A 23,438-nucleotide genomic window follows, 5' to 3' on the forward strand; every position below is an offset into this window, starting at 1 on the left:
AATCAGTGCATTGCAAGGTGCGTCCCCTTGGGTAACGGCTTGAGCAAAAAGGCCAGCGGAATCGTGCAGACCACGATCACGCCAAAGATCCAGAACAGGTCGCTATAGGTCATCACGAGCGCCTGCTGTTGCACCAGGCGCGCAAGTTGGGCAACCGCACGAATCGCCGCCTCGCCACCGGCGCTGCCCTGCATCTGCGCGTTCAACCCGGCCAGGAAATCCTGCGCGCGGCTGGCGTTTGCAGTGACGGCGCTGCCGATGGTCTCGGTGTGGAAGGTCATGCGCCGCTCCTGGAAGGTGGAGATCAGCGCCAGTCCCACCGAGCCGCCGAGGTTGCGGCCGGCGTTGAACAGGCCGGACGCATCGCCGGCCAGCTCGGGCGGCACCGAGGAGATGGCCGCCTGGTTGAGCGACATCATCGCCAGCGCCAGGCCGCAGCCCTGCAACAACTGCCCGGCGACAAAATGCATGCCCACGGTGTCGGCGGTCAGCGACAGGTTGACGAAGCACGCCGCGGCAAAACACAGCAGCCCGGCGATCACCAGGATGCGCACGTCCACCACCTCCAGCAGCTTGGGCATCATCGGCATCAACAACACCGTGGGCAGGCCGGAGAGCAGCAACACATAGCCGGCCTGTTCGGTGTTGTAGCCGGAGATCACCGAGAGGAACTGCGGGATCATGTACATGACCCCGAACAGGATCATGCCCACCGCCATGATCATGATGAACACCGCGCCGAAGCTGCGATGCAGCAGCAGCGACAACCGGATCACCGGTGCACGCTGACGAAACTGCGAGATCACCAGCGCCAAAAATCCGCTCAGCGCGAATACGCTGAGCGTGTTGATTTCGCTGGATTCGAACCAGCGCTCGCGCTGGCCTTCTTCCAGCACCACGGTGAGCCCGCCCAGGCCGGCGGTAAGCCCGTAGATGCCCAGCCAGTCCGCATCCAGCAGGCCGGCCCAGTTGCCTTTTTCGTGCTTGAGCCCGAGCAGCAACAGCGCCACCAAGCCCACGCAGATCGGCACGTTGATGAAAAACGCGTAGTGCCAGCTGACGTTTTCGGTTAGCCAGCCACCGAGCAGCGGGCCGATCACCGGGCCCATGATCACGGTCATGCCGAACAAGGCGGTACCCATGGTCTGCTGGCTGGGCGGCAAGCGCGTGGCGACGATGGTCAGCGCGGTAGGGATCAACGCACCGCCGGCCAGGCCTTGGCCCACGCGCCCGATGATCATCATGGTCAGCGAGGTGGACAGCCCGCAGACCACCGAGAAAGCAGTGAACATCACCGCGCAGATCAGCAGGAAGTTGCGCAGGCCCAGCGTGCGCACGAACCAGCCGGTGAGCGGGATCATGATGATTTCCGCCACCAGGTAGGCGGTGGAGATCCAGGTGCCCTCGGTGCCGCTGGCGCCTACTTCGCCCTGGATGGTGGGCAGCGCGGCGTTGACGATGGAGATGTCCAGCGTGGCCATGAACGAGCCGATGGTGCCGGCCAGTACCGCCAGCCACGCGCCCGGTTCGGCTTTCTCGCGTCCGGCGCTGCCGCCGGCACGCTCGCCGGTGGCCGCCGCGGCATTCATCGCGCGCGCTCCTGCGCCTGCACGCGGTCCGATTCCTCCTCGGCGCGCTGCTTGGCGTCCTTGGCCGAGCGCGTATCCACGGTGACCTCCACCGACATGCCAGGCACCAGCACCTTGCGCGCTTCCTCACCGGCCAGCACGCGGATGCGCACCGGCACGCGCTGCACCACCTTGGTGAAGTTGCCGGTGGCATTCTCCGGCGGCAACAACGCGAACTGCGACCCGGTGCCAGGCGACAGGCTTTCCACCTTGCCGTGCAGCTTCACGCCCGACAGCGCGTCGACCTCGATCTCGGCCGGCTGGCCCGGGCGCATCAGCCCGACCTGGGTTTCCTTGAAGTTGGCCACTAGGTACAGCGACTGCTGCGGCACGATGGTCATGGTGCGGGTGCCGGCGGCGAGGAACTGCCCCACCTGCACGGTCTTGTCGCCAACCCGGCCGTGGATACGGCTGGTCAGGCGGGTGTCTTCCACCGCCACGCGCGCCTGGTCTGCATCGGCGGTGGCCTGTTTCACCCCGGCCTTGGCCTGCTCCAGCTGGGCACTGCTGGCCTGGATCTGGCTCTGCGCCCCCTTGGCCTGCGCCTGTGCGGCCTCGTACTGGGCGCGGGCGCGCTCCAGATCGTGCTGCAGGCTTTCCTGGTGTTCGTGGGTGTCGGCGCCGGAGGCGGCCAGCGGCGCGAAGCGCTTCACTTCGGCCTGGGCAAAGCGCAGGCTTGCCGCGGCCGAGGCCACCTGGGTGCGCGCCTGCACCAGCGACGATTCCTGCGCGGCCACATTGGCGGTGGCGGCGGCGATGTCGGCTTCACGCGCGGCGATCGCGGCTTCGGCCTGTTGCAGCGTGGCCTGGTAGGTGCGGTCGTCGATCTGCAGCAGCGGCTGGCCGGCGTCGACAATCTGGTTGTCGCCCACCATCACCTGAGTGACATAGCCGCTGACGCGCGGGGCCACCGCCACCGAGTCCGCCTGCAGGTAGGCGTTGTTGGTGTCCTGCATGTAGCGGCCCTTGATCAGGTAGTAGGCCAGCCAGATCACCAGCAGCACCACCACCAGCACGCCGACGATGATCAGCGTCCACTTCACCTTGGGATTCTTCAGCGGCGAGGGCTTCTTGGCGTCGTCGTCGCCGGACGCATTGCCCTGCCCGTCCGCTGCTGTGGACTGGCCATCGGTGGACTGCTGGTCGTGGTTGCTCAAAGGGGGCGTCCTGTGTCGTGGGCTGGGCGCGCGCGCTGGCATGCCCGCATCAACGGGCCCGGCGAGGCGGCGCAACCATACAATTATTTGAACCGCCCAGTACAGATTGCGTGATGACCCGGTCAGCCCCCGCTGTGACTCATTGGCACTTTATTAGTCCTGCCCTCGCACGGGCCGCACAAGGCATGTGAGGGAGCCTGCGTCAGCGCCCCGTCTTGATCTCGGTCCACAGCCGCGTGTACAGGCGGTCCACCTCGGGTGGATTGATCGCGTAAGTGAACATCCGGGCGGTCAGCTCCGGCGGCGGGTAGATGGTGGGGTCGTTGCGGATGGCCGCATCCACCAGCGGCGTGGCGGCGCTGACCGGATTGGCGTAGTGGATGAAATTGCTGTTGGCGGCCGCCACCTTGGGCGTCAGCAGATAGTTGATGAAGGCGTAAGCGTTTTCCGGGTGTTTGGCATCCTTGGGGATCGCCAGCATGTCGAACCACTGCGGTGCGCCTTCCTTCGGGATGGAATACGCCACCTTGACGGTGTTGCCGGCTTCGGCCGCGCGGTCGCGGGCCTGGATGATGTCGCCCGACCAGCCCACCGCCAGACAGGTGTTGCCATTGGCCAGCGAGGTCACGTACTGGCTGGAGTGGAAGTTCTGCACGTAGGGGCGGATGGTCTTGATCAGCGCGGCGGCTTTTTCGATCTCGGCCGGCGCTGTGCTGTGCGGATCCAGGCCCAGGTAGTTCAGCGCGATCGGAATCATGTCCGAGGGCGTATCGAGAATGGTGACCCCGCAGTCCTTGAGCTTGGACAGGTTCTCCGGCTTGAAGATCAGGTCCCAGCTGTTGGCGATCTCGGTGTTGCCAAACGCCGCCTTGAGCTTGTCGACGTTGTAGCCGATGCCGGTGGTACCGATCATGTACGGCACGCCATAGGTGTTGCCGGGGTCCTGCGCGGCGATGCGGCGCATGATGTCCGGGTCGAGATTGGCCAGGTTTGGAATCTTGCTTTTATCCAGCGGCAGGAACACGCCGGCCTGGATCTGGCGGCCAAAGAAGTTGAGCGTGGGCACCACCACGTCGTAGTCGCTGCCGCCGGCCAGCAGTTTGGTTTCCACCATTTCGTCGCTGTCGAACACGTCGTAGGTGACCTTGATGCCGGTGCTCTTTTCGAACGCGGGGATGGTGTCTTCGGCGATGTAGTCGGAGTAGTTGTAGACGTTGAGCACCTTGGCCTGTGCATCGGTCTTGCCCGGGGCGCCACCGCCGCCACAGCCGGACAACAGGGTGATGGACAGTGTCAGGGCGAGCAGTCGCAGCGTCATGTGGGTCTCCAGGGCAGCGCGGTGGGGCGGCCCGGCATCGCGGCCGGTCTGCGCCCAGCCTACCCACCGCGTCCGGGTTTGCACAGCGTGCGGCCTCTGGGCGGCGGTGGACGGCTGCGATGCGCTGCAGCGTCGGAGACGGCAAAGCTCACTGCGGCGGTGGCGCTTGCTGCGTCGTGGCTGCGCAGCTCGGCGGCGCGAGGCCCGCCGCCGCGCTTACTTGCCCAACGCCTGCGCGGTATCGTCCAGCGCGGCCCAGGTTTTGTCGAACAGCTCATCGACCTGTTCGCAGGTGATGATCAACGGCGGCGACAGCAGCATCGCATCGTAAGTGGCCCGCAGGATCAGCCCGCGCCGCAGGGCAAAGTCGCGGCACAGCGCGCCTACGCGGCCGCGCTCCGGAAAGTACACACCACGGCGGCGCTTGTCGGGCACCAGCTCCAGCGCACCGACCAGCCCGGCGATGCGCGCCTCGCCCACCAGACGGTGCTCGCCCAGTTCGGCCCAGCGCTGCGCCAGGTACGGCGCAATCTGCGTGCGTGCGGTGTCCACGATGCCCTCGTCCTGCAGTAGCCCCAGGTTTTCCAGCGCCACCGCAGCGCATACCGGATGCCCGGCATACGTACCGCCGTGCGCCAGTTCACCGCCCTGACGCTTGAGCACACCGGCTACGCGGTCGTTGAACATCGCCGCGGCCAGCGGGATGTAGCCTGAAGTGATGCCCTTGGCCAGGGTCATCACATCGGGCTGGAAACCGAAATACTCCGCACCGAACCAGGCACCGGTGCGGCCGAACCCGCAGATCACCTCGTCGGCCACCAGCAGTACGTCGTAGCGCCGGCAGATGCGCTCGATTTCCGGCCAGTAGCTGCGCGGTGGGATGTAGACCCCGATCGCGCCCATGATCGGCTCACCGATAAAGGCCGCCACGGTGTCGGGCCCCAACTGCAGGATCTTCTCTTCCAACCGGCGCGCAGCGAGCAGACCGTAGTCGTCCGGGTCCATCTCGCCACCCTCGCCGAAATGATTGGGTGGCGCGATGTGCTCGATCCCCGGAATCGGCAACCCGCCTTGCCGATGCATCCCGCGCATCCCGCCCAGACTGGCCCCGCCCATGGTGGTGCCGTGGTAGCCATCGTGGCGGCCGATGAAGATGTGCTTCTGCGGCTGCCCCTGCACCGCCCAGAAATGCCGCACCAGCCGCAGGATGGTGTCGTTGGCCTCCGAGCCGGAATTGGCAAAGAACGCATGATTCAGATCGCCCGGCGCCAGCTCCGCCAACTTGGCAGCCAGGTGCACGGTGGGCTCGGTGGTGCATTGAAAGAAGCTGTTGTAGTACGCCAACTGCTCCATCTGCCGCGCCGCCGCCTGCGCAAGCTCGGCCCGCCCATAGCCCACGTTGACGCACCACAACCCGGCAAACGCATCCAGCAACTTGTTGCCGTCCGCATCCCACACATACACCCCCTCGCCCCGCGTCAGGATCCGCGTGCCCTTGGAGGCCAGTGCCGCGTTGTCATTGAACGGATGCAGATGATGCGCAGCATCGAGTTGCTGCAGGGACCTGAGCACAGAAGGATCCACGACCCGCTCCGACATGAGAAACAACGAGCATACCCGCGCACTGTTGCCATGCCGTGGACTGAGCGCAGAGGCATGCATGGCGACACAAGAACTACCTAGCCTAGCCTAGCCTTGCCTTGCCTTGCCTTGCCTTGCCTTGCCTTGCCTTGCCTTGCCTTGCCTTGCTTTGCTTTGCCTTGCTTTGCCTTGCTTTGCTTTGCCTTGCTTTGCCTTGCTTTGCCTTGCTTTGCTTTGCTTTGCTCTGTGCCGCTGCTGCGCTCTGCTTGCTCTGCGCTTTGCCCTGCCTTGCTCTGCTCACGCTCTTCCGGGGCCCCATACCGCAGCGGCAAGGCTGGCAGATACAACCCGCAGGGCGGCGCGCATGGATGCGCGACGTTTTTGTAAGGGACATGGATGTCCCTTACAAAAATTTCTGCCGGACTTGCGCACCCGTCGCGCGCAGCGCGCCGGGCGCGAGGACGGGGTGTGCTTTCTTTTGGTTACTTTTCTTTGCACAAGCAAAGAAAAGTGACTCGCGCCCGAAGGGCGTGAAAGCCCTGCTTCTCGCTTCGCAAGAGCCCCCAAGCCGCACGCTAAGAAAAGCACAAACAAGCACGGAACCCGCAACACGGAAACGCAGGACAATTGCGCTCAACTCACCAAATCGAGCAACCATCAACCTCACACATTCAACAACAAGAACTCCCGCTCCCACGAACTGATCACCCGAAAAAACGTCTCGTATTCTTTCCGCTTCACAGAAATATAAGCCCGCACAAACCGCGGCCCCAACATTTCCTTCAACGCCTCACACCCCTCCAACTCATCCAACGCCTCCCCCAACGACCGCGGCAAATCGTAGCCCTGCTCCTTGCCGTTGCTGCTGATCGGCGCAGTCGGCTCCAGCTTCTCGCGGATGCCCAAGAGCCCGCATGCCAAGGTCGCCGCCATCGCCAGGTACGGGTTGGCATCGGAGCCTGCAAACCGGCTCTCCACCCGCATGTTCTGCGGCACATCGATCGGCACCCGCAACCCGCAGGTGCGGTTGTCGAAGCCCCACAGCACATTGCTTGGCGAGACCTCGCCGAACATCAGCCGCCGGTACGAATTGACGTTGGGCGCCAGCAGCCCCATCGCCATCGGAATGTATTTCTGCAGCCCGCCCAGATAATGCGCAAAGGTGTCGCTGAAGCCACCCTCGCGCTTGCCGCTGAACACGTTCTTGCCGGTGCCGGCATGCAACAGGCTCTGGTGGATATGCATCGCACTGCCGGGCTCGGTCTCCATCGGTTTGGCCAGAAACGTGGCGTACACCCCGTGCCGCAGCGCCGCCTCGCGCATGGTGCGCTTGAACAGGAACACCTGGTCGGCGCGCGACAACGCATCGGCGTGGGTGAAATTGACTTCCAGCTGCGCGGCGCCGGATTCGTGGATCAAGGTATCCACGTCCAGCTCCATCGCATCGCAATAGTCGTACATCAGATCCAGGATCGGGTCGAACTCGTTCACCGCATCGATCGAATACGACTGCCGTGCGGTTTCCGGGCGCCCGGAGCGCCCTGCCGGCGGCAGCAGCGGAAAATCCGGGTCAGTGTTTTTCTGCACCAGAAAAAATTCCAGTTCCGGCGCCACCACCGGCTGCAACCTGACCTCTGCATAGGCCTCGAGCACGCGGCGCAGCACGTTGCGCGGCGCCAGTTCGTGCGGCTGCCCGTCCTTGGTGTAGCAATCGTGGATGACCTGCGCGGTGGGGTCCGCGGCCCACGGCACCATGCGCACGGTGGAGGCATCCGGGCGCAGGTGCATGTCCGAATCCGACGGCGAGGTCAGCGCGTAGTAATCGTCCGGAAAATCGCCGGTGACCGTGGTGGCGAAGATGCCTTCGGGCAGGCGCGTGCCGTAGTCGTGGGAGAACTTGTCGGCCGGAATGATCTTGCCGCGTGCATTGCCGGTGATGTCTGGTACCAGGCATTCCACTTCGGTGATGTGGCGCTCCTTGAGCCAGCGGCGCAGCGCGCTCTCCGGCTGCTTGGGCGTGGACTTGCGCGAACGTGTACGGATAGACATGCGAGCTCACTTTCCGCGCTGGGCGGCGTACTGGCGACAGGCCTCGCCAAAGGCCTGGAAGATGGCACGGTAGAACGGATGCTGTGTGACACGCCACTCCGGGTGCCACTGCACCGCGAGCAGAAACCCCGGGCCAGGGCCGCGAAAGGCCTCGATCAGGCCATCCGGCGCGGTGGCCTCCACCACCAGCCCCGCGGCCAGCGTGGCGATGCCTTGCCCATGCAGCGAGTTCACCTGCACCTGCGCGGTGTCGCTCATGCCGGCCAGCCAACCGCCCGGCTGCAGCTGCACCGGGTGCGCGGGGCCGTATTGGGTGTCCAGCGGCACGCTGCGGTCTTCGCGATGGTCCGCCAGGCCCGGCACCTCGTGCACGCGCTGGTGCAGGCGCCCGCCGAGCGCCACGTTGACCTCCTGCAGCCCGCGGCAGATGGCCAGCACCGGCAGGCCGCGCGCCAGTGCCTGCGGGATCAAGGCCAGGCTGGTGGCATCGCGCGCGGGGTCGTGCGGGTTGCCCTCCCAGCTGGGTTCGTCGCTGTAGTGATGCGGTTCCACATTGCTGACCGCCCCGGTCAACAGCAGGCCGTCGAGCCGCTGCAGCCACGCGCCGGCATCCAGCGGCGGTTGCAGGCTGGGCAACAGCACCGGCTGTGCACCAGCCGCCTCCACCACCGCGCGCACGTACTTCTCGCCCGCTGCCAGGAACGGATGCGGCCCGTGCAGGCTGCGGTCGGTCGGCAACCCGACCAGGGGAACCATGGTCATCAACGCACTCCGCTGGCGGTCCTTCGAACTTAGCGCGCCGCCCGGTGCATTGCCACCGTGCGCACGCAACTCCTGCGCCTGCTCACGCCCGCTTTGCTACGCTGGCCTGCGATTTCACAGGTGTGGCCCATGGCAACCGAAACCCGTGTCGCGTCCCTGCCCAGCACCGATGCCGCCACCCTGGCCGCGATCGAGGGCTGTGCGCTGGTGGACCTGCTGCTGCCCGATACCAACGGCGTGTTGCGCGGCAAGCGTGTCACCCGCGAGGCGCTCGACAAGGTCTACCGCGACGGCGTGTGCCTGCCGATGTCGCTGATCGCCACCGACATCACCGGCAATACAGTGGAAGAAACCGGCCTGGGCTACGCCATTGGCGACGCCGATCGCATCTGCCGCCCGATCGCCGGCTCACTCCGCCCGGTGCCATGGGCGCCGCAGCCGATGGCGCAGCTGTTGCTGGCGATGCACACGCCCGACGGCGCCTTGTTCGAGGTCGCCCCGCGCGCGGTGCTGCAACGTGTGGTGCAGGGGTTCGCCGCGCTGGGCCTGACGCCGGTGATCGCCGTGGAGCTGGAGTTCTACCTGTTCGACGCCATGGCCGATGCCCAGGGCCGCCCGCAGACGCCGCGCGATGCACACACCGGCGAACGCAACACCAGCACCCAGGTGTATGCATTGCAGGATCTGGACGACCACCGCAACTTTACCGATGCCGTCACCGCGGCGTGCCGGCAGCAGGGCATCCCGGCCGATACCGCGGTGGCCGAGTACGCGCCCGGGCAGTTCGAGATCAACCTGCAGCACCGCGCCGATGCGGTGGCCGCGTGCGACGAGGCGCTGCTGCTCAAGCGCACCATCAAGGCGATCGCGCAGCAGCAACACCTGCTGGCCAGTTTCATGGCCAAGCCGTTCGCCGGCCAGGCCGGCAGCGGGCTGCACGTGCACGTCAGCCTGCTCGATGCCGCGGGCCACAACGTGCTGCACGGCACAGCGGATGCGCCGGCCGCCGCCCTGCGCCATGCCATTGCCGGGCTGCAACGGCATGCGGACGCATCGCTGCTGCTGTTCGCGCCGCATGCCAACAGTTACCGCCGTTTCGTGCCGAATGCGTTCGTGCCGCTGGACGCCAGCTGGGGCTTCAACAATCGCACCGTGGCCTTGCGCATCCCGCACAGCGACGCGCACAACACCCGTATCGAACACCGCATCGCCGGCGCCGATGCCAACCCCTACCTGGTGGCGGCGGCCGTGTTGGCCGCGATGCTGGACGGCTTGCAGCACCCCGGCGAACCCACCGCCCCGGTGCAGGGCAACGCCTACGCGCAGGCGACCTTCACCCCGCGCACCTGGCAGGGCGCGGTGGATGCTTTCCTGCGCAGCGACTTCATCGCCGCCCAGTTGGGCACGCAGTTCCAGCATGTGTTCGGCGAGCAGAAGCAGCGCGAGCTGCTCGACTATCAGGCGCTGGTGCCGGACCTGGACTACGCCCGGTATCTGCGGACGGTCTGATGGCCACCGCCTTGCCCGCCGGCTCGACTGACGCACCGGGCAACGGGTATCCCGACAGCTGGTATGCGCGCAGCACGCCGCCCTTGCCTGCGCAGGCGCCGCTGCACGGCGCGCAGCGAAGCGATGTCTGCGTGCTCGGCGCCGGCTACACCGGGCTCACCGCGGCGCTGGCGCTGGCCGAGGCCGGCTACCAGGTCACCGTGCTGGAGGCCCGGCGTGTTGGCTGGGGTGCCTCGGGGCGCAACGGCGGCCAGGCCATCGTGGGCTATGGCTGCGAACAGGACACGCTGGAAGCGCTCATCGGCGACAGCGATGCACGCCTGCTGTTCGACTATTCGCGCGATGGCATGCGGCTGCTGCGCGAACGCATCGCGCGCCACGGCATTGCCTGCGACTGGCGCGACGGCCACGCGCACGTGCCATTGAAGCCACGCCAGGTGCAGGCCCTGCAGCGCGGCATCGTGCGCATGGCCGAACGCTATGACTATCCACTGCAGTGGTGGGACCGCAGCCAGCTGCGCGCGGAGCTGGACAGCCCGCTCTATCTCGGCGCCATGTTCGACCCGGCCAGCGGCCACCTGCAGCCGCTGGCCTATGCGCTGGGGCTGGCGCGCGCAGCGCTGGCCGCCGGCGTGCGCATCTACGAGCACAGCGCGGTGACGCGGGTGCAACAGGGCGAGCGGATCGTGCTGCACACCGACCAGGGCAGCATCTCGGCGGAGTTTGGCGTGCTTGCCGGCAACGCGCTGCTGCGCGGCGTCGCCGCACCGCTGGAGCGCCGCATCATGCCGGTGGGCACCTACGTCGGTGCCACCCCGCCGCTGGGCGCCGAGCGGGCCCGCAACCTGATCCGCAACGACATGGCAGTGGCCGACACCAACTGGGCCCTGGACTACTACCGTCTCAGTGCCGACCACCGGCTGCTGTTCGGCGGGCGGGCCAGCTATTCGTCGCTGCCCCCGCCGGGGCTGGCGCGGCTGATGACCCGCCGCATGCACACCGTATTCCCGCAACTGCGCGACGTGCGGCTGGAAACGGTCTGGGGCGGCTACGTGGACATCTCGGCCAACCGGGCGCCGCACTGGGGCCGGCTGGCCCCGAACCTGTATTTCGCACAGGGCTTTTCCGGCCACGGGGTAGCGGCCACCGGGCTGGCCGGCGAGGTCATCGCCGAGGCCATCACCGGCCAGAGCCAGCGCCTGGACGTGTTCGCCCGCATTCCGCACGCGCCCTTTCCCGGCGGCCGGTTGCTGCGCACCCCGCTGCTGGTGGCCGCGATGAGCTGGTACCGGCTGCGCGACGCGCTGTGGTGAGTGCGACGCAGTGCTCAAGTTCTGCCGAACCGAGCCGTTAGCTGACCTGACGGTTCGATCCAGACGGCTGACCGATGTCCCCAGGCACCCTACATCGCAACAGTGAAAGCGAAGTCTTGCCGCAGCGCGTGCTGCTGGTGGAGAACTCGCGCACGTTCACCAGCATGCTGCGCGAGGCCATCGAGCAACGCGTGGAGCTGCCGGTCACGGTCGTATCGACCCTGGCCGAAGCCGCGCGCGTGCTGGACGAAGAAAGTGGCTGGTTCCTGGTCCTGACCGGACTGGTGCTGGTGGACGGCGACCGCGACAAGGTGGTGGAGTTCTTCCTCTCGCGCAACCTGCCCACCGTGGTGGTCAGTGGCGTCTACGACGAAGACCTGCGCCAGCGCGTGCTGCAGCAGCAGATCATCGATTACGTGCTCAAGAACGCGCCAGGCAGCATCGAATACCTGGCCTGGCTGGTGCAGCGCCTGGAGCGCAACCGGCGCATCGGCGCGCTGGTGGTGGACGACTCGTTGTCTGCACGCACCTATGCTGCGGCGTTGTTGTCGATGTATGGCTACCGCGTGGTGCTGGCTGCCGACGGTGCTGCCGGCCTGCAGGCGATCGAACGCGACCCCGGCATCCGCCTGACCATCGTCGACCAGGAAATGCCCGGCATGGAAGGGGTGGAATTCACCCGCCGGCTGCGTGCGATCCGCTCGCGCGACAAGGTGGCGGTGATCGGCATCTCCGGCAACAGCGATTCGTCGCTGATCCCGCGTTTTCTCAAGAACGGCGCCAACGACTTTCTACGCAAGCCGTTCTCGCGCGAAGAATTCTTCTGCCGCGTCTCGCAGAACGTGGACCAGCTGGAGCTGATTGGCACGCTGCAGGACCTGGCCACCCGTGACTTCCTCACCGGCCTGCCCAACCGGCGCTACTTCCTGGAGCAGAGCCAGCGGGTGATCCCCAAGTTGCTCTCGGAAGACCAGACCGTCACTGCGGCGATGCTGGATATCGATCACTTCAAGCACATCAACGACACCTGGGGCCATGAAGCCGGCGACCAGGCGCTGCGTGCGGTGGCAGCCTCGGTGTCCGGGCACGCCCGCCCGCAGGATCTGGTGGCCCGCTTCGGCGGCGAAGAATTCTGCCTGCTGGTTCCGGGGCTGGATGCCGCCAATGCCACGAGTTATTTCGAAACCTTGCGCGAGCGCATCAGCGCCCTGCGCGTGCGTATCGGCGACGAGACGCTGAGCATGACCGTGAGCATCGGCGTGTGCATCGCCACCCAGCGCGACCAGTCGCTGCATCACCTGCTGGGCGAAGCAGACAAATACCTCTACCTGGCCAAGGCCGGCGGCCGCAACCAGGTGCGCCTGGCCAGCTGAGCCGCAGCGCTGGCTTGATCCAGATCAACGCGCCACGCGCGCGTGGTGGCTATCGTGCGCCCATCGCATTGGGCAAGGCATATCGATGGCACTGCTGATCTGGCAGGACGACCTCAACACCGGGATCGAGGTGATCGATCACCAACACCGCCGCATCGTGGAGATGATCAATCACCTGCAGGTAGCGCAGACCAGCCTGCAGCGGTCGGCGGTGTCGGACGTGATCGACGAATTGATCGACTACACGTTGTCGCATTTCGCCTTCGAAGAGGAGCTGATGGAAGAAGCCGGCTACCCCTTCAGCCACGCCCACCAGCGCGTGCACGCGGTGTTCGCCAAGCGCGTTGGCGACTATCGCCTGCGTTTCCAGGCGGGCGAAGATATCAGCGACGAACTCCGCAACATGCTCTCGCGCTGGTTGTTCAACCACATCCGCGGCGACGACCAGGCCTACGCCCCACAGGTGATCGCGCACCTGGATCAATTCAGCCGCACCCATCAACACGGCAGCTGGCTGGGACGGACGCTCAAGCGCTTGTTTCGCTGATGTATCGCGTGGCTGAGCCCGCGTAGGAGCGCGCTTGCGCGCGACCAAGCGTCGTCGGTAACGCCGGTCGCGCGCAAGCGCGCTCCTACGGATATGTGGCCCATCTTCTTCAGCGCCACGGTGCGTCAATTGCGCGCACTCTCTCGGCACGTCATTTCAATCCGAACCAGCGGCCCTGGTAGGAGCGCGCTCGCGCGCGACCAACCGTTGTCGGTAACGCCCATCGCGCGCAAGCGCGCTCCTACGGATATGTGGCCCATTTTCTTCAGCGCCACGGTGCATCAACTGCGCGCACTCTCTGGGCACGTCATTTCAATCAGAACAAGCAGCCTGGTAGGAGCGCGCTTGCGCGCGACCAGACTTCACCGGCGTTGCAGTCACACTCAAGCGCTCAGATGCTCAGACGCGCGCCTACCTCAGCGTCGCGATCGACGCGCCAGCATCAACGCAAACAGGCTCAACACCGCCGCACCGCCGAGGTAATAACCCACCGCCTGCACGCCGTAGCGTGCGGCCAGTTGGGTGGCCACATACGGTGCCGGTGCCGCGCCCAGGATGCTGGCCAAATTGAACGACAACGACGCGCCGGTGTAACGCACTTCGGTGGGGTACAACTCGGCCAGCAATGTGCCGCACGGGCCGTAAGTCAGGCCCATGAAAAAAAACCCCAGCGACAAAAACGCCAGCACCTGCAATGGGTGATTGGCCTGGAACAACGGCGCGAACGCCAGGCCGAAGGCCACGATCGCCACGCTGGCCAGCATCATCGCCAGCGGCGCGCCGTGGCGGTCGCCTAACTTGGCTGAGATCGGAATCCCAAGCGCGAAAAACACGATGCCGGCCATCTGCAGCAGCAGGAACTGCTCCTTGTCGTAGCCCAACGTCTTGGTGCCGTAGCCCAGCGCAAACACCGTCATCAGGTAGAACAACACGAACGTTGCAAACGCGCCCAAGGTGCCAATGATCAGTGCCGGCCAGTGCTGCGCAATCACCGTGCCCAGCGGCAGCCGCACACGGGTGTTGCGATCCAGGGCTTTCTGGAAGTCCGGGGTTTCGGTGATGCTCAGGCGCACCCACAGACCGGTGAGCACCAACGCGGCGCTGGCCAGGAAAGGGACGCGCCAGCCCCAGCGCATGAACTGCGCATCGTCCAGCAGTGCGCCCATGCCCAGAAAGGTGCCGGTGGAGAGCAAAAAGCCCAGCGGCGCGCCCAATTGCGGGAACATGCCGTACCACACGCGCTTGCCGGGTGGCGCGTTTTCGGTCGCAAGCAGCACCGCGCCACCCCACTCGCCGCCCAGGCCCAACCCCTGGCCGAACCGGCACAGCGCCAGCAACAACGGCGCGAACACGCCGATCTGCGCGTAGCTGGGCAGCAGCCCGATCGCCACGGTGGAAATGCCCATCGTCAGCAGTGCTGCCACCAGCGTGGCCTTGCGCCCAACACGATCACCAAAGTGCCCGAACACCGCCGAGCCCACCGGCCGCGCGATGAAGGCCACCGCGAACGTCGCCAGCGACTGCAGCATGGCCGCGCCGCCATCGCCGGCCGGGAAGAACAACGTGGGGAACACCAGCACCGCGGCGGTGGCGTAAATGTAGAAATCGAAGAACTCGATGGTGGTGCCGATCAGGCTGGCGAACAGCACGCGCGCAGGCGAATTGATGGGCGTGGCGAGCGGCGTGGCGGCAGTCATCGAGGATCGGCATCCGTTGGGAAGACGGCCGATTCTCGCAGATCACACCGAGGCGTTGCGCAGCCTCCGCCAGCCCGCAAAAGTTGCATGCGTTACCGAACCGCGCACAGTGCGCTACGTGTCACGGTTGGCCTGGGACCCTCCGGGTAGAACGACGCTGTCTTGTGTTGAAGGCGAGACGGAGACGTCTGTAGACACGCGCTGCGCGTGCAGGAGGCAGCTGCACTCAACACGGAAGAGGTGCATCACTACCGAAGCGCGATGCTGATCAGCACATTGTGCGTCTGAATCGCCCAGCCCGGCGCGCGGCAGGGAAACCTCACCGCGCCTGCAACGCCACATTGACCACGTTTCGAGATACGCGCAGCCGCACAGCCTGCCTCCCGCAGCGGAGAGCAAGCACCTTAGCGTTACCCGTCCGCCAACGACCCGCGCTGCGCATGCGCGTCCACGCCCGCTGGCGTCAGCACTGCAAACTGGCGCTCGCTGCGCTCCTCTACCCGGATCCAGCCCGGGCCCGGCTGGCCATCCAGATTGGCGCTGCCCAGCCAGGCCAGCGTGCGCAGCAACACGCTCATGCGCACGCCAAGCTGCTTGCATAGACGCGCAAGCGATACACCCCCGGGCGCATCGGCCAGCGCGTGCAGCAGCTGAGCAGTGAGGTGCGGATCAGCGGACAAGCACCGCTCCGATATCACGCGGCGCGGCATCGGCGGTCTCTGCGCGATGCGGCAACACCACCACCGGGATCGATTTGGACGTGGGCGTGCGCGCTTCGTCGGCAAAACTCGACAGCGGCACCAACGCGTTGGTCTCCGGGTAATACGCAGCCAGGCAGCCGCGCGGGATGTTGTAGTCCACCAGCAGGAAGCGGCGCGCCTCGCGGTGCACGCCGTCCTCGCACAGGCTTTCCAGGTCCACCCAGTCGCCAGCCTTCATGTTCAACGCCGCGATATCGGCGCCGTTGATGAACAGCACGCGGCGCTCGCCAAACACGCCGCGGTAGCGATCGTCCAGCCCGTAGATGGTGGTGTTGTACTGATCGTGCGAACGCGTGGTGGCCAGCGTAAATACCATCTGATCGCCACGCGAACGCCGCGCGCGATGGATCGGGTTGTCGGTAGGTACCGCGTGCGATTTGAACACCGCACGCTGCTCGGGCGTGACCCAGTTGCGATCGCGCGCGGTGTTGGACAGACGGAATCCGCCGGGCGTGCGCACGCGCTGGTTGAAATCAGCGAAGTCCGGGAACACCTGCGCGATCAGATCGCGAATGCGGTCATAGTCGCCCACCAGCCAGCGCCAGCGGATCGCGCTGCGCGCGCCCAACGTGGCCTCGGCCATGCGCGCCACGATCGCTGGTTCGGACAGTAGCTCCTGCGACGCTGGCGGGTTGATGCCCGCCGACAGGTGCACCATGCTCATCGAATCTTCCACGGTGACGCCTTGCGAGCCGGCGTCCTGGATGTCGATCTCGGTCCTTCCCAGGCACGGCAGGATCAACGCATCCTTGCCATGCACCAGATGGCTGCGATTGAGCTTGGTGGTCACGTGCACGGTCAGTTCGCAATTGCGCAGCGCGCGGTGCGTGGCGTCGGTATCGGGCGTGGCCGCCGCGAAGTTGCCGCCCATCGCGAAGAACACCTTGCCGCGCCCGTCCAGCATCGCCTCGATCGCACCAACCGTATCGAAACCGTCCGCACGCGGCGGGTCGAAGCCGAACACCGACTGCAACTTGTCCAGGAACGTGGCCGGCGGCTTTTCGTAGATCATCATCGTGCGGTCGCCCTGCACGTTGCTGTGGCCGCGCACCGGGCAGACGCCTGCGCCGGGGCGGCCCAGGTGGCCGCGCAGCAACAGCAGGTTGGTGATCATGTGGATGGTGGCCACCGAATGCTTGTGCTGGGTAATGCCCATGCCCCAGCAGGCGATCACGCGCTCGGCCTTGAGGTAGATCTCGCCAGCCTTGCGCAGCGCGGCCTCGTCCAGGCCGGACTCTTCGACGATGGTGTCCCAGGCTTCCGCATGCACTTCGGCAGCGAACGCGTCGAAGTTGGCGGTGTGCGCGTCGATGAACTCCAGATCCAGCAAGCGCGGCGTGCCATCGCGCTGTGCCTGCGCATCGCGCTCCAGCACGTGCTTGATCATGCCCTTCACCGCGGCCAGGTCGCCACCGATCTTGAGCTGGAAATAATCCGAGGCGATCCGCGTGGAGCCGTTATGCAACATCTCCAGCTTGTCCTGCGGGTCGGCAAATTTCTCCAGACCGCGTTCGCGCAGCGGATTGAACGCGGCAATCGCTGCGCCACGCTTGGAGGCCTGGCGCAACTCGCCGAGCATGCGCGGATGGTTGGTGCCCGGGTTCTGGCCGAAGATCAGGATTGCATCGGCCAGCTCGAAATCGTGCAGCGACACCGTACCCTTGCCCACACCGATCTGCGAGCGCAGCGCGGTGCCGGATGGCTCATGGCACATGTTCGAGCAATCGGGAAAGTTGTTGGTGCCGAACTCACGCACAAACAGCTGATACAAGAACGCCGCCTCATTGCTGGTGCGCCCGGAGGTGTAGAAGATCGCCTCGTCCGGCGTGGCCAGGCCATTGAGATGCCCGGCGATGTGCGCGAATGCGTCGTCCCAGCTCACCGGCACGTAATGGTCGGTCGCTGCGTCGTAGCGCATCGGATGCGTCAGGCGGCCCTGCCCTTCCAGCCAGTAGTCGCTGTATTGCGACAGCAGGCTCACGCTATGCGAGGCGAACAACTCCAGCCCGGCGCGGCGCGCGGTGGATTCGGCGGCCACGGCCTTGGCGCCGTTCTCGCAGAATTCAAAGGTGGAGGTGTGATCGCGATCCGGCCACGCGCAACCCGGGCAATCGAAGCCGTCGGGCTGGTTGGCGTGCAGCAGCGTCTTGGCGCCCTGCACCGCGATGTCCTGTTCCATCAGGTGTTTGGCCACCGAGCGCAATGCGCCCCAGCCGCCCGCGGGATTGTCGTACTGCTTGATGGTTTTCTTGCTCATGCGGGCTCTCCCACGGCAACGCCCAGGTCCAGGCGTTGAGGATGGCTGTAAACAACACAATCGTGATCGCGGGCAAACCCGATCAGGGTCAAACCCGCACTGTCGGCCAGACTGATCGCCAGCGCAGTGGGTGCCGAAATCGCCGCCAACAGCGGGATTCGGGCCTGCGCAGCTTTCATGGCCATCTCGTAACTTGCGCGGCTGGTCACCACCGCAAACCCTTGCGTTGCATCGACGCGTGCACGCGCCAACGCACCGATCAACTTGTCCAACGCGTTATGCCGGCCCACGTCTTCGCGGACCAACTGCACCATGCCCTGCGCATCGGCCCAACCGGCTGCATGCACCGCGCCGGTCTGTGCGGCAATCGGCTGCCGCGCGTGCAGTGCATCCAGCGCGCGCGCCAACGCGTCGACATCGATGCGCAGTGCCGACTGCAGGACCGGCGGCACACGCAACACCGCTTCGATCGACTCGTTACCGCACACCCCGCAGCCGCTGCGCCCATCCAGATTGCGCCGCCGCTGGTCCAACGCGGCCGCGCGCTCGGGCGGGATCTCAATCTGCAGCGAAGCGCCTTCCAGAAAGGTGTCCACCGCCACCACCCGCAGGTCCTGCGGGTGGTCCACGATGCCCTCGCTCAACGAAAACCCCAGCGCGAAATCTTCCAGGTCTTCGGGGGTGGCCATCATCACTGCGAACGGCACGCCGTTGTAATTGAAGGCGACCGGCATTTCGGCCGCCACCATGTCCTGCACGGTGGCGCTGCGGCCACCGCGATGGCGGCGGACCGTGCGCACCACACTGCCGGGGCGCACCGAAGTGGAAGGCTGGCCGGTCATCTCATCTCAATGAAACAGCACGAAGGCTTTTTGCAGCGTGACCCAGATGCCGAATGCCATCGGGATGCCCACTGCCAACCAGGCAAACGCCACCAGCGCAGGATTGCCGCCGTGGCCGATGCGCGCCATGTCCTCTGGCGCCAGCACGGCCTGCCCACTGCGGTCCACCTTTTCGTGGGCCAGCTGCTTTTCGCGCGCCAGTTCGTCGGGCGTCATGAAGTGACGCGCGGCTACCGGGCGCACCAGCAGGTTGCAGATCAGACCAAGCACGAGCATGCCGGCGAGGATGTACATGGTGGTGTTGTAGACCTGTGACGGCGGGCTGCCGTGCGCCAGCTGGTACTCGCGCATGTAGCCGACCACCACCGGGCCGAGGATGCCGGCAGTAGCCCAGGCGGTGAGCAGGCGGCCATGGATGGCGCCGACCATCTGGGTCCCGAACAGGTCGGCCAGGTACGCGGGAATGGTGGCAAAGCCGCCGCCATACATCGACAGGATGATGCAGAAGATGCCCACGAACAGCGCGATCCCGCCCACGCCACCGGCCGACGGCGCGGCCGCATACAGGCAGATGCCCAGCAGGAAGAACAGCGTGTAGGTGTTCTTGCGGCCGAGCTTGTCGGACATGCTGGCCCAGAAGAAGCGGCCACCGATGTTGAACAGGCTCAACAGGCCGGTGAAGCCGGCCGCAATCGCGGCGATGCTGGCCAGCTGCGCGGCATCCAGGCTGCCGAAGCCGGCATCCACACCGATCAGACGGCCGCCGAACACTTCCTGCAGCATCGGCGAGGACATGCCGATCACGCCGATACCCGCCGACACGTTGAGGCACAGCACGCCCCACAGCAGCCAGAACTGCGGAATGCCCCAGACCTTTTTCACGTGCACGTGGTTGGCAGTGATCATGGCGTTGTTGGAAGCCACCGGCGCGGTCCAGCCGGCCGGCGTCCAGCCGCTGGGCGGCACGCGGTAGCCGAAGGCGCCAGCCATCATGAAGACGAAATACAGCGCCGCCATCACCAGGAAGGTTTCCATCACGCCCACCGAGGTGGGGGTGGCGAAGTGGCGCATCAGCGCATCGGCCAGCGGGCTGCCGATCATCGCGCCGCCACCGAAGCCCATGATCGCCATGCCGGTCGCCATGCCGCGGCGGTCGGGGAACCATTTGATCAGGGTGGACACCGGCGAGATGTAGCCCAGGCCCAGACCAATGCCGCCGATCACGCCCGAGCCCAGCCACAGCATCCAGATCTGATGGAAGTGGATCCCGGCCGCGGAAATCACCAGGCCGCCGCACCAGCACAGTGCCGAAACAACGCCGGCCTTGCGCGGGCCGGCGCGTTCGAGCCAGCCGCCCCAGATCGCGGCCGAACAGCCCAGCAGCACGAAGAACAACGTGTACATCCACTGCAGTTCGCTGATCTTCCAGTCGCAGGTGGTGGCCACCATGCGCGCGAACAGGCCCATGTCGGCCGGGCAAGCGATCGATTCGGTGATGCCCAGCGCCTTGGACAACGGCAACCAGAACACGCTGAACCCGTAGGCCATGCCGATGCACAAATGAATCGCCAAGGCAGCCGGCGGCACCAACCAACGATTAAAACCAGGCCGCGCCACAATGCGCTCCTTGGACAACAAACCGGCATCTGCGCCGTTGGCGTTCGCCACGGTGGACCCTTGCGTCATGCGTATTTCCCCTAACTGACTGATGTGAAGTCCATTGATGGCTGCGATCGATCTGCGCGATCCGATGGGTGCAGCGGCGACGCTCGGGTCCGTCTGGTGGTCGTCTCGCGCATCATCGACGATCACCACCGGTTTGCAACGCTTTACAGCGCGCCAAAGCGTCTCAAAAACCTGCCGCGCGCGGCCGCACGCAAGCGTTCCTTGAGGATAGCGGCCGACGCTGCGACTAATTGACTAGTCCCTATGGATTAGGCGTAGCGCCGCCACGCGGCCCGGGTGCGCCAGGTACGCGCCGCTGCGGTTCCAGATGACGCAGCTGCTGCCGTAGAGTCGGCCCATCCCCGCCCCGGAGCCTGCGATGCACGACCACCCTTCGAGCGATGCCGCCCACGCGATGCAGACACCGGCGGCGATGGAGGCGTTCTGGATGCCGTTCACGGCCAACCGGCAGTTCAAGGCGCGCCCGCGCCTGCTGGCCTCGGCTGCAGGCATGTATTACCGCGACGTGGAGGGCCGGCAGATCCTGGATGGCACCGCGGGGCTGTGGTGCTGCAACGCCGGCCATGCGCGCGAGCGCATCGTGGCGGCGATCCGCGCGCAGGCCGGCACGCTGGATTTTGCGCCCACCTTCCAGATGGGCTCACCGCTGCCGTTCGCACTGGCCGAACGGCTGGCCGCGTTGGCCCCGCCGGGCCTGGGCCATGTGTTCTTCACCAACTCCGGCTCGGAGGCCGTGGATAGCGCGATGAAGATCGTGCTGGCCTATCACCGCCTGCGCGGCGAGGGCCAGCGCACCCGCTTCATCGGCCGCGAGAAGGCCTACCACGGGGTTGGCTTCGGCGGGATGTCGATCGGCGGGCTGCCCAATAACCGTAAATGGTTCGGCCCGCTGCTGGCCGGCACCGATCATCTACGGCACACGCTGGATCTGCAGCGCAATGCGTATTCGCGGGGCCTGCCCGCCTTCGGGGTGGAGCTGGCCGACGACCTGGAACGGCTGATCACCCTGCACGACGCCTCCACCATCGCCGCAGTGTTCGTCGAACCGGTGTCCGGCTCGGCCGGGGTGATCCTGCCGCCGGAGGGCTACCTGCAACGGCTGCGCGCCATCTGCGACCGCCACGGCATCGTGCTGGTGTTCGACGAGGTGATCACCGGCTTCGGGCGCGTGGGCGAGGCGTTCGCCGCGCAGCGCTTCGGCGTGACCCCGGACCTGATCACCGCCGCCAAGGGCCTGACCAGCGGCACGGTGCCGATGGGCGCGGTACTGGTGGCCGATGCGATCCACGATGCCTTCATGCAGGGGCCGCAGGCGGCGATCGAGCTGTTTCATGGCTACACCTATTCCGGACATCCGCTGGCCTGTGCCGCAGCCCTGGCCACGCTGGACACCTACGCCGAAGAACAGCTGTTCACGCGGGCGATCACGCTGGGGCCGCAGTGGGAGGACGCGTTGCACAGCCTGCGCGGGCTGCCGCACGTCATCGACATCCGCAACATCGGCTTGATCGGTGCGATCGAGCTGGCGCCGCGCGAGGGTGCGCCCGGGGCGCGCGGTTACGAGGTGTTCGAACGCTGCTTCCACGAGGGCGGCCTGCTGGTGCGTGTCACCGGCGATGTCATTGCGCTGTCGCCGCCGTTGATCGTCACCCCCGAGCAGATCGGGCAGATGGTGGAGACGCTGGCCGCGATCCTGCGCAAGGTGGACTAAAGGCCTTGCAGTGCGAGCGGCCGCTCGCATTGGCGTGCCGACGCGCTGGCTGGCCAGTGTGTCACCCGGCCGCGCCATGGCCGGCCGCCCTGCCCGCCACACGGCGACGTCCCGTGCCGCTACGCCCCTTACTCGACTAATAAAGACCCGGCAACAGGCGCCCGCGTGTCATGCCAACGGGCGCCACGTCAAGCGCGCAAAGCCGGGGCAGGCTCACTACAATGCCGGCCCCGCTCCTCCCGCAGTTGCCGCATGAACATCGTTGTCAAAGAAGAACTCAAGGCCTACATCGACCCGCTGACGCCCGACGAGCACGAGGCGCTGGAGCGCAGCCTGCTGGCCGAAGGCTGCCGCGATGCGCTGGTGCTCTGGGGCGAGGTGCTGGTGGATGGGCACAACCGCTACGGCATCTGCCAGAAACACGGTTTGCCGTTCCAGACCGTGCAGAACCCGCGCTTCCAGTCGATGCAGGACGTGCATCTATGGATGATCGAGCAGCACCTGGGCCGGCGCAGCGTGTCGGACTTCCAGCGCGGCGTACTGGCGCTGCGCAAGCGCGAGATCCTGGCGGCCCGCCAGCGCAGCCAGCGTGATGCCGATGCCGCTGGCGGCCCCCCGGAAGCAAACGATGCCGAGCTCAACGTCGATACCCCCGACGCCGCAGCACGCCCGGCCGAAGACCTGGACAGCCCGCCCTGGGAGGAGACCTCCACCCCGGTCAGCCGCGCCGAGCTGGCACGCGAAGCACGCCTGAGCAGCAACCAGGTGACCATGATCGAGCGCATCCACAAGCAGGCCGCGCCGGAAGTGGTGCAGGCGGTCAGGGCCGGTGAGATTTCGATCAGTGCCGCCGCCGCAGTGGCCACCTTGTCCGAAGACGAGCAGCGCGCCGCCGCCCAGGCCGGCAAGGCCGAGCTGAAGCAGGCCGCCAAGCGGGTGCGCGACGCCAAGCGCAAGCCCAAGCCGGACGAGGCCGAAGGCGGCGAAGCCGAACGCCGCGACGTCAAGGCGCTGCAACGGCGGGTCACAGAACTGGAAAACGAGAACGCCGCCCTGCAGACCAAGGTCGCCGCGCTGCAGGCGCAGCTGGAGCGGCTGCGCGGCTGAGGCCGTGGCGGCAGGCCTCCGGTCTTCCATAGGAGCGCCCTCGGGCGCGAGAGGCCTTGCCCGGTAACGCCCCATCGCGCCCAAGGGCGCTCCTACGTAAGTCACGCGTGCTCTGGGAGGTAGTGCCTGTGTTGCACGCG

Annotated in this window: 17 protein-coding genes; 6 read left to right on the forward strand and 11 right to left on the reverse strand. The window is 66.2% G+C overall.

What is annotated here, in order from left to right; translation table 11 throughout:
* Positions 1-2: 2 nt before the first annotated feature.
* The 6 genes from QRM89_RS14940 to QRM89_RS14965 form a co-directional block, all read right to left on the reverse strand.
* Positions 3-1,589 (reverse strand): MDR family MFS transporter, encoded by a 1,587-nt coding sequence (locus tag QRM89_RS14940; RefSeq protein ID WP_012438104.1) that lies wholly within the window; start codon positions 1,587-1,589, stop codon positions 3-5.
* Positions 1,586-2,785 carry an HlyD family secretion protein gene (locus tag QRM89_RS14945; protein WP_259174307.1) on the reverse strand — a complete coding sequence of 400 codons (1,200 nt, stop codon included), beginning with the start codon at positions 2,783-2,785 and terminating at the stop codon, positions 1,586-1,588. Before QRM89_RS14945 ends, QRM89_RS14940 begins: the two co-directional genes overlap by 4 nt.
* A gap of 202 nt (positions 2,786-2,987) precedes the next feature.
* Positions 2,988-4,103, reverse strand: a complete 1,116-nt coding sequence (locus QRM89_RS14950; protein ID WP_285448352.1) for a polyamine ABC transporter substrate-binding protein — start codon at positions 4,101-4,103, stop codon at positions 2,988-2,990.
* A 216-nt stretch (positions 4,104-4,319) separates the two neighbouring features.
* Entirely contained in the window at positions 4,320-5,687 is a 1,368-nt protein-coding gene (locus QRM89_RS14955) for an aspartate aminotransferase family protein (protein WP_285448353.1), read from the reverse strand.
* 660 nt (positions 5,688-6,347) lie between these two features.
* Positions 6,348-7,733 (reverse strand): glutamine synthetase family protein, encoded by a 1,386-nt coding sequence (locus QRM89_RS14960; protein WP_285448354.1) that lies wholly within the window; start codon positions 7,731-7,733, stop codon positions 6,348-6,350.
* 6 nt (positions 7,734-7,739) lie between these two features.
* Positions 7,740-8,495: a gamma-glutamyl-gamma-aminobutyrate hydrolase family protein gene (locus QRM89_RS14965; protein ID WP_285448355.1), complete on the reverse strand. Its 756-nt coding sequence runs from the start codon at positions 8,493-8,495 to the stop codon at positions 7,740-7,742.
* A gap of 129 nt (positions 8,496-8,624) precedes the next feature.
* Between QRM89_RS14965 and QRM89_RS14970 the strand changes: the two genes are divergently transcribed.
* From QRM89_RS14970 to QRM89_RS14985, 4 genes are all read left to right on the forward strand, one after another.
* Entirely contained in the window at positions 8,625-10,004 is a 1,380-nt protein-coding gene (locus QRM89_RS14970) for a glutamine synthetase family protein (RefSeq protein ID WP_285445820.1), read from the forward strand.
* Positions 10,004-11,317: an FAD-binding oxidoreductase gene (locus QRM89_RS14975; RefSeq protein WP_285445821.1), complete on the forward strand. Its 1,314-nt coding sequence runs from the start codon at positions 10,004-10,006 to the stop codon at positions 11,315-11,317. Before QRM89_RS14970 ends, QRM89_RS14975 begins: the two co-directional genes overlap by 1 nt.
* A gap of 74 nt (positions 11,318-11,391) precedes the next feature.
* On the forward strand, positions 11,392-12,690 hold the full coding sequence (locus QRM89_RS14980) for a diguanylate cyclase (protein WP_012438097.1): 1,299 nt from the start codon (positions 11,392-11,394) through the stop codon (positions 12,688-12,690).
* A gap of 85 nt (positions 12,691-12,775) precedes the next feature.
* Positions 12,776-13,237 (forward strand): bacteriohemerythrin, encoded by a 462-nt coding sequence (locus QRM89_RS14985; protein WP_285448356.1) that lies wholly within the window; start codon positions 12,776-12,778, stop codon positions 13,235-13,237.
* Between the two features lie 416 nt (positions 13,238-13,653).
* Here the strand turns inward: QRM89_RS14985 and QRM89_RS14990 are convergent, their stop codons facing one another.
* The 5 genes from QRM89_RS14990 to QRM89_RS15010 all read right to left on the reverse strand — a co-directional run bounded on the left by QRM89_RS14990 (position 13,654) and on the right by QRM89_RS15010 (position 20,480).
* The gene (locus QRM89_RS14990; RefSeq protein WP_285448357.1) at positions 13,654-14,934 is read right to left on the reverse strand and encodes an MFS transporter; all 1,281 of its coding nucleotides are present in this window, start codon (positions 14,932-14,934) and stop codon (positions 13,654-13,656) included.
* A 410-nt stretch (positions 14,935-15,344) separates the two neighbouring features.
* The gene (locus QRM89_RS14995) at positions 15,345-15,614 is read right to left on the reverse strand and encodes a hypothetical protein (RefSeq protein ID WP_228426116.1); all 270 of its coding nucleotides are present in this window, start codon (positions 15,612-15,614) and stop codon (positions 15,345-15,347) included.
* The gene (locus tag QRM89_RS15000; RefSeq protein WP_285448358.1) at positions 15,604-17,952 is read right to left on the reverse strand and encodes an FdhF/YdeP family oxidoreductase; all 2,349 of its coding nucleotides are present in this window, start codon (positions 17,950-17,952) and stop codon (positions 15,604-15,606) included. The genes QRM89_RS14995 and QRM89_RS15000 overlap by 11 nt, the downstream gene beginning before the upstream one ends.
* The gene (gene fdhD / locus QRM89_RS15005) at positions 17,949-18,794 is read right to left on the reverse strand and encodes a formate dehydrogenase accessory sulfurtransferase FdhD (protein WP_225042360.1); all 846 of its coding nucleotides are present in this window, start codon (positions 18,792-18,794) and stop codon (positions 17,949-17,951) included. Before fdhD ends, QRM89_RS15000 begins: the two co-directional genes overlap by 4 nt.
* 6 nt (positions 18,795-18,800) lie before the next feature.
* The gene (locus QRM89_RS15010; protein WP_042597737.1) at positions 18,801-20,480 is read right to left on the reverse strand and encodes an OFA family MFS transporter; all 1,680 of its coding nucleotides are present in this window, start codon (positions 20,478-20,480) and stop codon (positions 18,801-18,803) included.
* Between the two features lie 358 nt (positions 20,481-20,838).
* Here QRM89_RS15010 and QRM89_RS15015 point away from each other — a divergent pair, with 358 nt between their 5' ends.
* Positions 20,839-22,191, forward strand: coding sequence for an aspartate aminotransferase family protein (locus tag QRM89_RS15015; RefSeq protein ID WP_285448359.1), 1,353 nt, complete (start codon positions 20,839-20,841; stop codon positions 22,189-22,191).
* Between the two features lie 252 nt (positions 22,192-22,443).
* Complete coding sequence (locus QRM89_RS15020; RefSeq protein WP_274318582.1) at positions 22,444-23,298, forward strand: plasmid replication/partition related protein; 855 nt, start codon at positions 22,444-22,446, stop codon at positions 23,296-23,298.
* Positions 23,299-23,438: the final 140 nt, after the last annotated feature.

It is taken from the genome of Xanthomonas sp. LMC-A-07, assembly GCF_030208825.1.
GTDB lineage: Bacteria > Pseudomonadota > Gammaproteobacteria > Xanthomonadales > Xanthomonadaceae > Xanthomonas > Xanthomonas campestris.